Source organism: Streptomyces sp. NPDC098101 (assembly GCF_044760185.1).
GTDB lineage: Bacteria > Actinomycetota > Actinomycetes > Streptomycetales > Streptomycetaceae > Streptomyces.
Map to the genome: position 1 here is coordinate 169,179 of NZ_JBIWAS010000006.1, position 15,481 is coordinate 184,659.

12 protein-coding genes are annotated in these 15,481 nt (G+C 70.8%); 7 read left to right on the top strand and 5 right to left on the bottom strand.

Features of this window, described 5'->3' with window-relative positions; genetic code table 11:
- Positions 1-27 precede the first annotated feature (27 nt).
- Positions 28-786, bottom strand: coding sequence for an MIP/aquaporin family protein (locus ACIQVI_RS26245; protein WP_383408370.1), 759 nt, complete (start codon positions 784-786; stop codon positions 28-30).
- Between the two features lie 266 nt (positions 787-1,052).
- Positions 1,053-1,817, bottom strand: a complete 765-nt coding sequence (locus ACIQVI_RS26250) for an IclR family transcriptional regulator (protein WP_152369796.1) — start codon at positions 1,815-1,817, stop codon at positions 1,053-1,055.
- A gap of 243 nt (positions 1,818-2,060) precedes the next feature.
- Here ACIQVI_RS26250 and metH point away from each other — a divergent pair, with 243 nt between their 5' ends.
- The 4 genes from metH to ACIQVI_RS26270 all read left to right on the top strand — a co-directional run bounded on the left by metH (position 2,061) and on the right by ACIQVI_RS26270 (position 10,132).
- The gene (metH, locus tag ACIQVI_RS26255) at positions 2,061-5,606 is read left to right on the top strand and encodes a methionine synthase (RefSeq protein ID WP_351970824.1); all 3,546 of its coding nucleotides are present in this window, start codon (positions 2,061-2,063) and stop codon (positions 5,604-5,606) included.
- A 147-nt stretch (positions 5,607-5,753) separates the two neighbouring features.
- On the top strand, positions 5,754-6,452 hold the full coding sequence (locus ACIQVI_RS26260) for an HAD family phosphatase (RefSeq protein ID WP_161372154.1): 699 nt from the start codon (positions 5,754-5,756) through the stop codon (positions 6,450-6,452).
- 442 nt (positions 6,453-6,894) lie between these two features.
- Complete coding sequence (locus tag ACIQVI_RS26265; RefSeq protein WP_351970823.1) at positions 6,895-8,484, top strand: ABC transporter substrate-binding protein; 1,590 nt, start codon at positions 6,895-6,897, stop codon at positions 8,482-8,484.
- Between the two features lie 64 nt (positions 8,485-8,548).
- Positions 8,549-10,132 carry an ABC transporter substrate-binding protein gene (locus ACIQVI_RS26270; protein WP_403600111.1) on the top strand — a complete coding sequence of 528 codons (1,584 nt, stop codon included), beginning with the start codon at positions 8,549-8,551 and terminating at the stop codon, positions 10,130-10,132.
- A 112-nt stretch (positions 10,133-10,244) separates the two neighbouring features.
- Here ACIQVI_RS26270 and ACIQVI_RS26275 read toward each other — a convergent pair whose 3' ends face one another.
- Together ACIQVI_RS26275 and ACIQVI_RS26280 are read right to left on the bottom strand one after the other, a co-directional pair.
- The gene (locus tag ACIQVI_RS26275) at positions 10,245-10,919 is read right to left on the bottom strand and encodes a response regulator transcription factor (RefSeq protein ID WP_121828658.1); all 675 of its coding nucleotides are present in this window, start codon (positions 10,917-10,919) and stop codon (positions 10,245-10,247) included.
- A 70-nt stretch (positions 10,920-10,989) separates the two neighbouring features.
- Positions 10,990-11,892: a RecB family exonuclease gene (locus tag ACIQVI_RS26280; RefSeq protein WP_403600114.1), complete on the bottom strand. Its 903-nt coding sequence runs from the start codon at positions 11,890-11,892 to the stop codon at positions 10,990-10,992.
- 181 nt (positions 11,893-12,073) lie between these two features.
- On the opposite strand from ACIQVI_RS26280, the gene ACIQVI_RS26285 reads away from it, so the two are divergent.
- The 3 genes from ACIQVI_RS26285 (at position 12,074) to ACIQVI_RS26295 (ending at position 14,980) form a co-directional block, all read left to right on the top strand.
- Positions 12,074-13,207, top strand: coding sequence for a site-2 protease family protein (locus ACIQVI_RS26285; RefSeq protein ID WP_202527216.1), 1,134 nt, complete (start codon positions 12,074-12,076; stop codon positions 13,205-13,207).
- 18 nt (positions 13,208-13,225) lie between these two features.
- Positions 13,226-14,113 carry a tRNA (adenine-N1)-methyltransferase gene (locus ACIQVI_RS26290; protein ID WP_015032448.1) on the top strand — a complete coding sequence of 296 codons (888 nt, stop codon included), beginning with the start codon at positions 13,226-13,228 and terminating at the stop codon, positions 14,111-14,113.
- 288 nt (positions 14,114-14,401) lie between these two features.
- A complete protein-coding gene (locus tag ACIQVI_RS26295) occupies positions 14,402-14,980 on the top strand; it encodes a hypothetical protein (protein ID WP_351972149.1) in 579 nt (192 codons plus the stop codon).
- A gap of 4 nt (positions 14,981-14,984) precedes the next feature.
- On the opposite strand, the gene ACIQVI_RS26300 is transcribed toward ACIQVI_RS26295, so the two are convergent.
- Positions 14,985-15,296, bottom strand: a complete 312-nt coding sequence (locus ACIQVI_RS26300) for a ferredoxin (protein WP_351972148.1) — start codon at positions 15,294-15,296, stop codon at positions 14,985-14,987.
- Positions 15,297-15,481 lie beyond the last annotated feature (185 nt).

Below are 15,481 nucleotides of genomic sequence, written 5' to 3' on the forward strand. Positions count from 1 at the left end.
CCAAGGGAAGTCTGGAAGAAGGACGGCTCAGGCGAACGCGATGGTGTAGATACCCGCGGCGAGGGCGCCGCCGATCAGCGGACCGACGACCGGGATCCAGGCGTAGCCCCAGTCGGAGCCGCCCTTGTTCGGCAGCGGCAGCAGGGCGTGCACGATGCGCGGGCCCAGGTCGCGGGCCGGGTTGATGGCGTAGCCGGTCGGGCCGCCGAGCGAGAGGCCGATGGAGACCACGACGAAGGCGGTGATCAGGGCGCCCAGGACGCCGAGGCCCTTGCCGCTGTCGTTGAGGCCCTGGGTGAGCACGGCGAGCACGAGCACGACGGTGCCGATGACCTCGGTGGCCAGGTTCTGCCAGGTGTTGCGGATCTCGGGGCCGGTGGAGAAGATCCCGAGCACCGGGCCGGGGCCCTCGATCGGCTTCTCGCCGATGGTCTCCGGGTCCGTGAGGTGGGCCCGGAACTGGCCGTAGTAGGCCACCCAGACCAGCGCCGCGCCGATCATCGCGCCGAGTATCTGGCCGGCGAAGTAGACGGGCACGTCGCCCCAGGCCCCGTCCTTGATCGCGATGCCGACCGTGACGGCGGGGTTCAGATGGGCGCCGGAGAGGGAAGCCGTCATGTAGACGGCCGTCATGACGGCGAAGCCCCACCCGAAGGTGATCGCGAGCCAGCCCGCGCCGCGGGCCTTGGAGCTCTTGAGCGTGACGGCGGCGCACACGCCGCCGCCGAGCAGGATGAGTACGGCGGTACCGATGGTCTCGCCGAGGAAGATGTCGGAGCTGGACACCCGCGACTCCTTTGTCCTTCGTCCAGGGGAAGGCGAACCACGGGTCCCTCCGATGGTCCGCACCCTCGTGTTGAGGGCGTTGCCGGCCCTTGGCACTGCCACACTCTAGCGCGTATTGCCGTTAGGTGTTCGGCAATGCCGACCGATGAACGGAAGTTTTGCCCCGGGGTTAACAGCACGTCAAGGGTCTGGGAAGTGAAAAACCCGCCGATAACGCGATCGTTACCGGCGGGTCGGAAAGGGGTGCGGGGGAGGCCCCGGAGGGCTCAGAAGCGGCCCGCCCCCAGGTCGCGGGAGACCGCGCGGGCACAGTCCCGCACCGCCGCCACCAGCTCCGGACGCAGCTCGCCGTCCGGGCGGAGCCGCTCCACCGCGCCCGTCACCGCCACCGCCCCGACCGGCATCCGCCGCCGGTCGTGGATCGGCGCCGCCACCGACGCCACGCCCTCCCAGGTCTCCTCCAGGTCCGCCGCCCAGCCCCGCGCCCGCACCGTGTCGAGCAGCGTCTCGAAGTCCCCGAGCTCCGTCGTCGTCCGGGGCGTGAACGCCTCCCGCTCGACCTCGACGACCTCGCTGTGCGCCACCGGGTCGTACGCCGAGAGGACCTTGCCCAGGGCCGTGGAGTGCAGCGGCTGCATGGCCCCCACCTCCAGGACCTGGCGGCTGTCGTCCGGCCGGAAGACGTGGTGCACGATCAGCACGCCCCGCTGGTGCAGCACCCCCAGGTGCACGCTCTCGCCGCTGGACCGGGCCAGGTCGTCCGTCCAGACCAGGGCCCGCGCCCGCAGCTCGTGCACGTCCAGATAGCTGTTGCCGAGCCGCAGCAGCTCCGCGCCCAGCTGGTAGCGGCCCGAGGCCGCCTCCTGCTCCACGAAGCCCTCCGCCTGGAGGGTGCGCAGGATCCCGTGGGCCGTTCCCTTGGCGAGCCCGAGCGAGGACGCGATGTCGGACAGGCCGAGCCGGCGCTCGCCGCCCGCGAGCAGTCGCAGCATGGCCGCCGCTCTTTCAAGCGACTGGATGTTCTTAGCCATCGCCCGGCCCCTATCCCTCTCACACTGTTCGACAATGCTGAACACTATCGGTCGATGCCGACCTTGCGTCACATCCCACAGTGTCGGTCAAGGAGGGGCAGGACCGGGAGTCCCCGGACACAGGATGCCGTCCGCCCCCTGGGACGCCGTGTCCACCCCGGCCCGAGCGCGGTTACGCTGGCTCCGTGCACCCTCCACCGAGCGTGCAAAGCCGACAGCCGTCGCATCCCAGGGAGATCGCCCATGGCCCCGCTGCCGTCCCCTTCCGCCTCCGTCCCCGGAGAGAGCGCCACCGCCTCCGCAGACGCCCGGAACCGCGCCGCCGCCCTCCGCGAGGCACTCGCGACCCGGGTGGTCGTCGCCGACGGAGCCATGGGCACCATGCTCCAGGCCCAGGACCCCACCCTCGAGGACTTCCAGAACCTCGAAGGCTGCAACGAGATCCTGAACGTCACCCGGCCCGACATCGTCCGTTCGGTCCACCAGGAGTACTTCTCCGCCGGCGTCGACTGCGTCGAGACCAACACCTTCGGTGCCAACCACGCCGCCCTGGGCGAGTACGACATCCCCGAGCGCGTCCACGAGCTCTCCGAGGCGGGCGCCCGCATCGCCCGCGAGGTGGCCGACGAGTTCACCGCCTCCACCGGCCGCCAGCGCTGGGTCCTCGGCTCCGTCGGCCCCGGCACCAAGCTGCCGACCCTGGGCCACGCCCCGTACACCCTGCTGCGCGACGCCTACCAGCAGAACGCCGAGGGACTCCTGGCCGGCGGCGCCGACGCGCTGCTCGTGGAGACCACCCAGGACCTCCTCCAGACCAAGGCCTCCGTGATCGGCGCCCGCCGCGCCCTGGAGGCCCTGGGCGCCGACGTGCCGCTGATCGTGTCCGTCACCGTCGAGACCACCGGCACCATGCTCCTCGGCTCCGAGATCGGCGCCGCCCTGACGGCCCTGGAGCCGCTCGGCATCGATATGATCGGCCTGAACTGCGCCACCGGCCCCGCCGAGATGAGCGAGCACCTGCGCTACCTCGCCCGGCACTCCCGCATCCCGCTCTCCTGTATGCCCAACGCGGGCCTGCCGGTCCTGACCTCCGACGGCGCCCACTACCCCCTGTCGCCGGCCGAGCTGGCCGACGCCCAGGAGACCTTCGTCCGGGACTACGGCCTCTCCCTCATCGGCGGCTGCTGCGGTACGACCCCGGAGCACCTGCGCCAGGTCGTCGAGCGGGTCCGGGACCTCACCCCCGGCGCCCGCGAGCCGCGCCCCGAGCCCGGCGCCGCCTCGCTCTACCAGACCGTGCCGTTCCGCCAGGACACCTCCTACATGGCGATCGGCGAGCGGACCAACGCCAACGGCTCCAAGAAGTTCCGCGAGGCCATGCTGGAGGCCCGCTGGGACGACTGTGTCGAGATGGCCCGCGACCAGATCCGCGAGGGCGCGCACATGCTCGACCTCTGCGTGGACTACGTCGGCCGCGACGGCGTCGCGGACATGGAGGAGCTGGCCGGCCGCTTCGCCACCGCCTCCACCCTCCCGATCGTCCTCGACTCCACCGAGGTGGAGGTCATCCGGGCCGGCCTGGAGAAGCTCGGCGGCCGGGCCGTCATCAACTCGGTCAACTACGAGGACGGCGACGGACCCGAGTCCCGCTTCGCCAAGGTCACCCGTCTGGCCCAGGAGCACGGCGCCGCCCTCATCGCCCTGACCATCGACGAGGAGGGCCAGGCCCGCAGCGTCGAGCACAAGGTCGCCATCGCGGAACGCCTCATCGACGACCTGACCGGCAACTGGGGCATCCACGAGTCGGACATCCTCATCGACACCCTGACCTTCACGATCTGCACGGGACAGGAGGAGTCGCGCAAGGACGGCATCGCCACCATCGAGGCGATCCGCGAACTGAAGCGGCGCCACCCCGACGTCCAGACCACCCTGGGCCTGTCGAACATCTCCTTCGGCCTCAACCCGGCGGCCCGCATCCTGCTCAACTCGGTCTTCCTCGACGAGTGCGTCAAGGCCGGCCTGGACTCGGCGATCGTGCACGCGTCCAAGATCCTGCCGATCGCCCGCTTCGACGACGAGCAGGTCACCACCGCCCTCGACCTGATCTACGACCGGCGCGCGGAGGGCTACGACCCGCTGCAGAAGCTGATGGCGCTCTTCGAGGGCGTCAACACCAAGTCGATGAAGGCCGGCAAGACCGAGGAACTCCTCGCCCTGCCCCTGGACGAGCGCCTCAAGCGGCGCATCATCGACGGCGAGAAGAACGGCCTGGAGGCCGACCTCGACGAGGCCCTGACGGTCCGTCCGGCCCTGGAGATCGTCAACGACATCCTGCTCGACGGGATGAAGGTGGTCGGCGAGCTGTTCGGCTCCGGCCAGATGCAGCTGCCGTTCGTGCTCCAGTCCGCCGAGGTCATGAAGACCGCGGTGGCCCACCTGGAGCCGCACATGGAGAAGTCCGACGCCGAGGGCAAGGGCACGATCGTCCTCGCCACCGTCCGGGGCGACGTCCACGACATCGGCAAGAACCTCGTGGACATCATCCTGTCCAACAACGGCTACAACGTCGTCAACATCGGCATCAAGCAGCCCGTCTCCGCGATCCTGGAGGCCGCCGAGGAGCACAACGCCGACGTCATCGGCATGTCCGGCCTCCTGGTGAAGTCCACCGTGATCATGAAGGAGAACCTGGAGGAGCTCAACCAGCGCGAGCTGGCCGCCAAGTACCCCGTGATCCTCGGCGGCGCCGCCCTCACCCGGGCCTACGTCGAGCAGGACCTCCACGAGATCTACCAGGGCGAGGTCCGCTACGCCCGCGACGCCTTCGAGGGACTGCGCCTCATGGACGCCCTCATCGCCGTCAAGCGCGGAGTCCCGGGAGCCTCCCTCCCCGAGCTCAAGCAGCGCCGGGTCCCCAAGCGGGACGCCGAGGCGCTGCGGATCACCGAGCCGGAGCCCGGCGGCCGCTCCGACGTCGCCGTCGACAACCCGGTGCCGACCCCGCCCTTCTGGGGCACTCGCGTCGTCAAGGGCATCCCGCTCAAGGACTATGCGTCCTGGCTCGACGAGGGCGCCCTCTTCAAGGGCCAGTGGGGCCTCAAGCAGAACCGGGCCGGCGACGGACCGGCGTACGAGGAGCTGGTCGAGACCGAGGGCCGGCCCCGGCTGCGCGGCTGGCTGGAGCGCCTCCACACCGAGAACCTCCTGGAGGCGGCCGTCGTGCACGGCTACTTCCCCTGCGTCTCCAAGGGTGACGACCTGATCGTCCTCGACGAGGACGGCAACGAGCGGACCCGCTTCTCCTTCCCGCGCCAGCGCCGGGGCCGCCGCCTCTGCCTCGCGGACTTCTTCCGCCCCGAGGAGTCCGGCGAGACCGACGTTGTCGGCCTCCAGGTCGTCACCGTCGGATCGAGGATCGGCGAGGCCACCGCCAAGCTCTTCGAGTCCGACTCCTACCGCGACTACCTGGAGCTCCACGGCCTCTCCGTCCAGCTCGCCGAGGCCCTCGCCGAGTACTGGCACGCCCGCGTCCGCTCCGAGCTGGGCTTCGCCGGCGAGGACCCGGCCGACGTCGAGGACATGTTCGCGCTGAAGTACCGCGGCGCCCGCTTCTCCCTCGGCTACGGCGCCTGCCCCGACCTGGAGGACCGCGCGAAGATCGCGGACCTGCTGCGGCCGGAGCGGATCGGCGTGCACCTCTCGGAGGAGTTCCAGCTCCACCCCGAGCAGTCCACCGACGCCATCGTCATCCACCACCCGGAGGCGAAGTACTTCAACGCACGGTGACCGCGAGCTGACCCGGCGTCGTCGTCCGGCGCGTAAAAGGGCGCGTTTCCGGTGATCGGGACGTACACTTGTCCGTCCAGCAGGCCGGTCCTCCTCCCGCACGGCGAGGAAGACCGGCCTTCTCGTCCCTTCATGGAGGTGTGCCGGATGACCAGTACGGTTCCCGCGTCCCTGTTCCGTACGAACGGCAGCTCCGCCCTCCAGGCGGTCTTCCTCGACATGGACGGGACCCTCGTCGACACGGAGGGCTTCTGGTGGGACGCGGAGGTCGAGGTCTTCGCCGACCTCGGGCACCGGCTCGACGAGGCCTGGCGGGACGTGGTGGTCGGCGGGCCGATGACCCGCAGCGCCGGCTACCTCATCGAGTCCACCGGCGCCGACATCACCCTCCCCGAGCTGACCGTCCTCCTCAACGAGAAGTTCGAGCAGCGCATCGAGCGGGGCGTCCCGCTCATGCCCGGCGCCGAGCGGCTCCTCGCCGAGCTGGCCCGGCACTCCATCCCCACCGCCCTGGTCTCCGCCTCGCACCGCCGGATCATCGACCGGGTCCTCGCCTCGCTCGGCCGCGACCGCTTCTCCCTCACCGTCGCGGGCGACGAGGTCGCGCGGACCAAGCCGCACCCCGAGCCGTACCTGACGGCTGCCCGGGGAGTCGGGGCCGACCCCGCGCTCTGCGCCGTCGTCGAGGACACCGCGACCGGCGTCGCGGCGGCGGAGGCGGCGGGCTGCCGGGTCGTCGCCGTGCCCTCCGTCACCCCGATCGCGCCCTCCCCGGGCCGGGTCGTCGTGCGCTCCCTCGAAGAGGTCGACGTGCCCTTTCTCCGCACATTGATCACGGGAATCTGAGCTTTCACTGAGCTTTCCCCCGGGAAAACGATCAGGCCATTTGCCGAAAAGGGCTCTGCGTGACGTTGGTCACCCAGAGTGCCGGACGGCAGGTGGCCTGCCGTCGTTCAGCGCCCGGAATGCGGACTTTCGGCGTCCCCATGTGCCCCGATTCGCTCGCGCCCGTCCGCATCGTCCGACGCATGACTATCGAACCCCATGCATTCATGATCACTGTGCGATTACCCCCGCCCCCGGCGGTGGTCCGGCAATAGGGGCGCGGCCCACTAATCTTTCGCGAGTACTTCGCCGCATAACCGCGTACACCGGCGCACACCCAAGTCGCCGTGAACACAGGACCGATCGCAACACCCGGCCCGATCGCTCCCGCCCCGACCGGGCGGCAGGCGGCGGAGTGTCACAGACCGCTGCAATCCAGTGCCGGATGAGGAGATCGTCCCCGATGAACCGCAAGACCCTGGTGCTCCCGGCCGTGGCCGGCCTGCTCGCCCCCCTGCTCGCCGCCTGCGGCGGATCCGAGGGCGACCGGGCCATCGTGGTCGGCACCACGGACCAGTTCATCGCCACCGAGGACGCCCCGGCCCCGCTCGACCCGGCCTACGCCTACGACACCGGCGCCTGGAACGTCCTGCGGCAGACCGTCCAGACCCTGCTGCACGTGCCCCGGGAGGGCGGCGAGCCCGTCCCCGAGGCCGCCGAGAACTGCGCCTTCACCGACAAGGCCAGCGAGAGCTACCGCTGCACCCTCCGCTCCGGCCTCACCTTCGCCGACGGCACCCCCATCACCGCCGAGGACGTCAAGTACTCCATCGAGCGCGTCCTGAAGATCAAGTCGGACAACGGAACGGCCGCCCTCCTCGCGAACATCGACACCGTCGAGACCCAGGGCGCCGACGGGATCGTCTTCCACCTCAAGACCCCCGACGCCACCTTCCCGTACAAGCTCTCCACCCCGGTCGCCGGCATCCTCAGCAAGGACAAGTACGCCGCCGACTCCCTCCGCGACGGCTTCGACGTCGACGGCTCGGGCCCGTACACCATGAAGGTCGAGCGCGACGGCGACAAGGCCGGCCGCTTCGTCTTCACCAAGAACCCGCACTACAAGGGCGACATCACCACGCGCAACGACAGGGTCGAACTGCGCCCCTTCGCCGACTCGACCGCCATGGGCAAGGCCCTGGAGAGCGACGACATCGACATGATGGCCCGCTCCCTGTCGCAGAAGCAGATCAAGGACCTCACCGAGAAGCCCAAGGAGGGCATCAAGATGGTCGAGGTCCCCGGTCTGGAGATCCGCTACCTCGGCTTCAACACCAAGGCCCCCTCCGTCGAGCAGAAGGCCGTGCGCCAGGCGATGGCAGCCGTCGTCGACCGGGGCGCCCTGGTCAACCTCGTCTACGGCCCCACCGCCCAGCCGCTCTACTCGCTGATCCCCTCCAGCATCACCGGCCACGCCACCCCCTTCTTCGACGCGTACGGCGAGCCCGACGCCGACCGGGCCGCCCAGATCCTCAAGAAGGCCGGCATCAAGACCCCGGTCGAGGTCACCCTGAACTACACCACCGACCACTACGGCGCCGAGACCGCCCAGGAGTTCGAGGCGCTCGGCAAGCAGCTCACCGCCAGCGAGCTCTTCGACGTCACCGTCAAGGGCGCCGAGTGGTCCACCTTCCGCACCGCCCAGAAGCGCGGCGACTACGCCGTCTACGGTCTCGGCTGGTTCCCCGACTACCCGGACCCGGACAACTACATCGCGCCCTTCCTGGACAGCGACAACTTCCTCAACACCCCGTACGTGAACAAGGTCGTCCGCGACCAGCTCATCCCGCGCTCGCGCCGCCAGGCCGACCGCACCGCCGCGGCCCCCGTCTACGCGCAGATCCAGAAGATCGTCGCCGAGGACGTCCCCGTCCTGCCCCTGTGGCAGGGCAAGCAGTACGTTGCCGCCCGCAACGACCTCAGCGGAGTCGAGTACGCGCTCAACACCTCCTCCGACCTGCTGCTCTGGGAACTGGGTCGCGGCACCGCCTGACCCCTTCGTTGTCCCGGCCGCGCGCCCGCGCGGCCGGTCTGGCAAGAGATCAAGAGGCACGACTGTGAAGGCACACAACAAGTGGCTGACGGCCCCGCTCGCCGCGGGCCTGTCCGCCGCCCTCCTCAGCGGCTGCGGCACCGAACAGGGCGGCGGCTCCGGCGGCTCCGGTGACGGCATACGCGTCGGCATGTCCGACGAGATCCTCGCCACCGACCCGGCGGCCGGCTACGACCCCGGCTCCTGGCTGCTGTTCAACAACGTCTTCCAGTCCCTCCTCGCCTTCCCCAAGGGCGGTCTCGAACCCGAGCCCGAGGCCGCCGAGGAGTGCGCCTTCTCCGCCGGCAGCAAGGTCTACACCTGCACCCTGCGCGACGGCCTCACCTTCTCCAACGGCAACAAGCTCACCTCGGAGGACGTCAAGTACTCCTTCGAGCGGGCCATCAAGATCGCCGACCCGAACGGCCCGGCCCCCCTGCTCTCCAGCATCCGGAGCATCGAGACCCCCGACGAGAAGACCGTCGTCTTCCGCCTGAAGGTCCCCGACGCCACCTTCCCCAGCAAGATCGCCTCCGGCGCCGGCTCCATCGTCGACCACCGCGAGTACCCCGCCGACGCGCTGCGCACCGACGGCAAGGCGACCGGCTCCGGCCCGTACAAGCTGGACTCCCTCAGCGAGACCGAGGCCACCTTCTCCGCCAACTCCGGCTACCACGGCACCGCCAAGCGCAAGAGCGACGCGGTCACCCTCAAGCTCTACCGGGGCGACCGCGCCGCCCTCGCCAAGGCCCTCGCCGACGACCAGATCGACGTGGCCTACCGAGGTCTCTCCGCCGACGACATCGCCGCCCTCGAAACCTCCGAGACCACCGACGACCGGGGCATCGACGTCGTCCAGGGCAGCAGCGCCGAGGTCCAGCACCTCGTCTTCAACATGAAGGACCCGGTCGTCGGCAAGCTCGGCGTCCGGCAGGCCATCGCCCACCTCGTCGACCGCGAGGCGCTCGTCGAGGACGTCTACAAGTCGACGGCCACCCCGCTCTACTCGATCGTCCCGGCCGGCATCAACGGCCACAACACCGCCTTCTACGACACCTACGGCGCCCCCGACGCCGCCAAGGCCAAGAAGGCCCTGCGCGCGGCCGGCGTCAACGACAAGGTGAAGCTCACCCTCTGGTCCACCCCCAGCCGCTACGGCCCGGCCACCGACCAGGAGCTCAAGGCCATCGCCGGCCAGCTCAACGCCAGCGGCCTCTTCGAGGCCGACGTCAAGTCCGTCGCCTTCGACCAGTACGAGAAGGACATCGCGGCCGGCAAGTACGGCGTCTACGTCAAGGGCTGGGTCCCCGACTACCCCGACGCCGACAACTTCACCGCCCCCTTCTTCGGCGAGGGCAACGTCCTCGGCAACCACTACGAGAACGCCACCATCACCGGCGGGCTCCTCCCGAAGACGGCCGCCGCGGCCGACCGCGCCGGCACCGCCGACGAGTACGTGAAGCTCCAGAACATCGTCGCCGAGGAACTGCCCATGCTCCCGCTCTGGCAGGGCAAGCAGTACGCCGTCTCCCGCACCGGCGTCACCGGCCTCGAATGGACCCTCGACGCCTCGACCGTCTTCCGCTTCTGGGAGCTCCGCAAGAGCTGACGCGGACCGACGGCGGTCGGCGGCTACCGGCGGCTACCGGCGGAGAAACGTATCCCCCACGACGAGAGGGGCCCGGCGCATCCCGCGCCGGGCCCCTCTGTCGTACTCGCCGCTACTGGTTGCCGCCGGGCCGCACCAGACCGCTCTCGTACGCGTACACCGCCGCCTGCACCCGGTCCCGCAGCCGCAGCTTCGTCAGCACGTGCCCCACATGGGTCTTCACCGTCGTCTCGCTGACGAACAGGTCCGCCGCGATCTCCGCGTTCGACAGGCCCCGCGCCACCAGCTTCAGCACCTCCACCTCGCGGTCGGTCAAGGTGTTCAGTATGTCCGGCACCTGCTCCTCGCCCGTCGGCAGATGGGCCGAGTACTTGTCGAGCAGCCGGCGCGTGATCGACGGCGCCAGCATCGCCTCGCCCGCCGCCACCACCCGGATCGCCTGCACCAGCTCGTTCGCCGGGGCGTCCTTCAGGAGGAAGCCGCTCGCACCGGCCCGCAGCGCCTCCACCACGTACTCGTCCAGGTCGAAGGTGGTCAGGACCAGGACCTTCGCCGGACCGTCCCGGCCCGGACCCGTGATCTGCCGGGTCGCCTCCACCCCGTCCATCCGCGGCATCCGGATGTCCATGAGCACCACGTCCGGCTGGAGGGCGCGCACCTGCTCCTGCGCCTGGAGACCGTCCCCGGCCTCACCCACCACCGCGATGTCCTGCTCCGCCTCCAGAATCATCCGGAAGCCGGTGCGCAGCAGCGGCTGATCGTCGACCAGGAGGACGCGGATCGTCACAGGGGCTCCTTCACGGGGCAGGACCCACGGGGATCACGGACCGGCCCGGCCCCCGTGGTGCGGGCGGCCCCTACGGTGCGGGCGGGGCCGGGTCCATTCTGCCCTGCCCGGATCCGCCGGACTCCGGCGGCCGCACCGAAACGATCTCCAGCGGATAGACCGGGGGCGTCCCGCCGAACTCCGGACAGACCGCCTGGTGGTCGCACCAGCCGCACAGCTTCGTCGGCCGGGGCCGCCAGTCGCCCGTCTCCGTCGCCAGCCGGATCGCCTCCCACAGCGCCAGCAGCTTCCGCTCCACCCGCAGCAGGTCCGCCTCCACCGGGTCGTACGTCAGCACCTCCCCGCTGCCCAGGTACACCAGCTGGAGCCGCCTCGGGACCACCCCCTTCAGCCGCCGGACCACCAGGGCGTAGAAGGTCATCTGGAACAGCGCGCCGTCCCGGTACTCCGGCCGGGGCGCCTTGCCCGTCTTGTAGTCGACGATCCGCACGTCGCCCGAAGGGGCCACGTCGATCCGGTCGATCACCCCGCGCAGCCGCAGCCCCGAATCCAGCTCCGTCTCCACGAACAGCTCCCGCTCGGCCGGCTCCAGCCGCGTCGGGTCCTCCAGCGTGAACCACCGCTCGACCAGCCGCTCCGCCTCGCCCAGCCAGCCCGCCAGCCGCTCCCCCTCCGGATCCTCCGCGAACAGCTCGCCCAGCTCCGGCTTCGACGCGAGCAGCCGCTCCCACTGCCCCGGCACCATCGCCTTCGCCCGCGGCGCCGTCCGCTCCGCCGCCGGATCGTCGAAGAGCCGCTCCAGCACCGCGTGCACCAGCGTCCCCCGGGTCGCCGCCGGACTCGGCTTCTCCGGCAGCCGGTCGATCACCCGGAACCGGTACAGCAGCGGACACTGCATGAAATCGCTCGCCCGCGAAGGCGACAACGACATGGGTGCCCTCGGCTCCCCCGGCACCCGCTCGCTCGTACTCATGACCCCGACCCTACGACCCGCCACCGACAACCGGACGCATACCATCGACCCGGGACCCCGTCGCACTGCATGATCGAACCGTGACGCACCGACGCGGGTCACACCGGCGCGACGAAAGGAACCCGTGAACCAGGACGAGCCCAAGCCGCAGCGGACCGAGGAGCCCGGCGGAGGAATCCTCATGGGCCGGCCCTTCGGCGTGCCCGTCTACGTCGCCCCCAGCTGGTTCCTGGTCGCCGCCCTCATCACCTGGGTCTTCGGCGACCAGATCGAACGCGTCCTGCCCGACCTCGGCGCCGCCCGCTACCTCGTCTCCCTCTTCTTCGCGGTCGCCTTCTACGCCTCCGTGCTCGTCCACGAGCTGGCCCACACGATCGCCGCGCTCCGCTTCAAGCTGCCCGTGCGCCGCATCCAGCTCCAGTTCTTCGGCGGCGTCTCCGAGATCGAGAAGGAGAGCGAGACCCCCGGCCGCGAGTTCGTCCTCGCCTTCGTCGGCCCCCTCCTCTCCCTCGTCCTCGCCGGCCTCTTCTACCTCTCCCTGTATGCCGTCGAACCCGGCACCGTCCCCGGCGTCCTCCTCGCCGGCCTGATGATCTCCAACCTGATCGTCGCCGTCTTCAACCTGCTCCCCGGCCTCCCGCTCGACGGCGGCCGGATGCTCCGCGCCGTCATCTGGAAGATCACCGGCAAGCCCATGAGCGGCACCGTCGCCGCCGCCTGGGTCGGCCGCGCCCTCGCCGTCCTCGTCCTCGTCGGCCTGCCCCTGCTGACCCGCACCGGACTCCTCGGCAACTCCACCGAGGACATCAGCGGCTTCGACACCGTCACCGACGCCCTGCTCGCCGCGATCCTCGCCGCGATCATCTGGACCGGCGCCGGCAACAGCCTCCGCATGGCCCGGCTCCGCGAGCACCTCCCCGAGCTCGGCGCCCGCTCCCTCACCCGGCGCGCCATCCCCGTGGAGCCCGTCACCCCGCTCTCCGAGGCCCTGCGCCGCGCCAACGAGGCGGGCGCCCGCGCCCTCGTGGTCGTCGACGCCACCGGCGAGCCCACCGGCATCGTCCGCGAGGCCGCCATCGCCGCCGTGCCCCAGCACCGGCGCCCCTGGGTCGCCGTCAGCACCCTCTCCCAGGACCTCGCCGACGGCATGAGGGTCCCGGCCGAACTCACCGGACAGCCCCTCCTCGACCACCTCCGCGCCAGCCCGGCCACCGAGTACCTGGTCGTCGAGGAGACCGGTGAGATCTACGGCGTCCTGTCCACCGCGGACGTCGAACGGGCCTTCGTCAGGGCCATGGCACGACCCGGTTCGTAACCCCGGTATCCTGCTCGTATGTCCGAACCGACCGGTGCCGCCCGCCGACGCGGGCCCTTCAAGGTCGGGGACCAGGTTCAGCTGACCGACCCCAAGGGCCGTCACTACACGTTCACGCTCGAAGAGGGAAAGAACTTCCACACCCACAAGGGTTCTTTCCCGCACGACGAACTGATCGGCGCCCCCGAGGGCAGCGTTGTCCGCACCACCGGAAACGTCGCCTACCTCGCGCTGCGCCCCCTGCTCCCCGACTACGTCCTGTCCATGCCCCGCGGCGCCGCCGTGGTCTACCCCAAGGACGCGGGGCAGATCCTGGCCTTCGCCGACATCTTCCCCGGCGCACGCGTCGTGGAGGCCGGGGTGGGCTCGGGATCGCTGAGCAGCTTCCTCCTGCGCGCCATCGGAGACAGCGGGATGCTGCACTCCTACGAGCGCCGCGAGGACTTCGCCGAGATCGCCAAGGGCAACGTCGAGCGCTACTTCGGCGGCCCCCACCCCGCGTGGCAGCTGACCGTCGGAGACCTCCAGGACAACCTGTCCGACACCGACGTCGACCGCGTGATCCTGGACATGCTCGCCCCCTGGGAGTGCCTGGAGGCCGTCTCCAAGGCCCTCGTCCCCGGCGGCATCCTCTGCTGCTACGTGGCGACCACCACCCAGCTCGCCCGCACCGTGGAGTCCATCCGCGAGTTCGGCTGCTACGCCGAGCCGCAGCCCTGGGAATCCATGATCCGCAACTGGCACGTCGAGGGCCTCGCCGTCCGCCCCGATCACCGCATGATCGGCCACACCGGCTTCCTCGTCACCGCCCGCCGCCTCGCGGACGGGGTCGAGCCCCCGATGCGCCGCCGCCGCCCCGCCAAGGGCGCCTACGGCGAGGACTACGAAGGCCCCAACAAGGGCTGACGTCCCCACACCCGCGGCACGCCGCCGCCGAGTTCCCGCCCCCGGGCGGAACTCGGCGGCGGCGTCCTCATGTTCGAGACGTTCGAGACCTCCGAGCCCGCCAAGAACGGTCCGGGATCCCCGGAAACGGCCCGGGACCTCCGGGAACGGCCCCCCGGCTTCCGGAAAACGGCGCGGGACCGCCGGGGGGGCGCCCGCACGGCGCTCACCCCACGTGTTCCGTCCCCCTGTGACGTGTGGCACGATGCCGGAAACCCTCGCCGCACCACCCCACAGGAGACGTCTCGCGTGCAGCTGCCCGCCGCCCCGGACCTCACCGACCTCGCGCACACCCACGCCGGGCCGATGCACTGGCTGGCCACCGCCACCGCGACCGCCGCGGTCGTCGCCCTCGCGGGACTCCTCCAGCCCGGCCCTGCCGGAACCACCGCCACCGCGACCGCCGCACCCCGCCCGGCACCCGCCCCCGAGGCCGCGGCGGCCGCCTACCCCCTGGAGTGCGGGGGAGGCCCCCGTACGGTCGCCAAGCGGGTCTCGGGGGACCTCGACGGCGACGGGAACCCCGAGACCGTTGCGGTCGTGCACTGCGAAGCCGGCTCCGGCACCCCGCCGAGCGGCGTCTACGTCCTCACCCGCGGCAAGGGGACGGACGCGCCCGCGCGCGTGGTGGCCACGCTCGTCGCACCCGACCAGCACCGGAGCGTCACCGAGCTCGCCGTACGCGACGGGGCGGTCCTCGCCACCCTCCTCGGCTACTCGTCCCTCGACGTGCCCCGCTGCTGCCCGGACGAGAAGGAGCAGGTCAGCTGGCGCTGGCGGGGCGGAGCCTTCGTCCGCGCCGGCCAGCAGGAGGCGCGGAGCGCCTGACCCGTCACTCCGCGTCGGGGCCGTACACCTCGACCTTGTCCGCGACCCGGCGCACGTGGATGCAGTCGCCCGGGCACTCCTTCGCGGAGTCCACCACGTCCTGGAGCAGCGGCAGCGGCACCGGGGTGGTGGCGCCGGTGTCCTGGAGGAGCTCGTCGTCGGCGCTCTTCACATAAGCGAGCCCGTCGATGTCCAGCTCGAAGACCTCCGGAGCGTACTGCGCGCAGATCCCGTCCCCGGTGCACAGGTCCTGGTCGATCCAGACCTCCAGCGCCTCGCCGGCGCCCGTCGTCGGGGCCTCGTCCTGCACGGTCATGTCTCCTGCCGTTTCTGCTTCGCGCGATAAGTCGGGCCACCCTTGGCGGGTGTTGGCCAATGACGACGATACAACCGCCCGCTTTCAGACGGTGAAGGGTGGGTATTCCCCTGGCGAGAGGGGAAGCGCAAGGGTGAAGATCGGACACACCCCGGAGTCTTTTTGATCTAGGGGTTTCAATCACC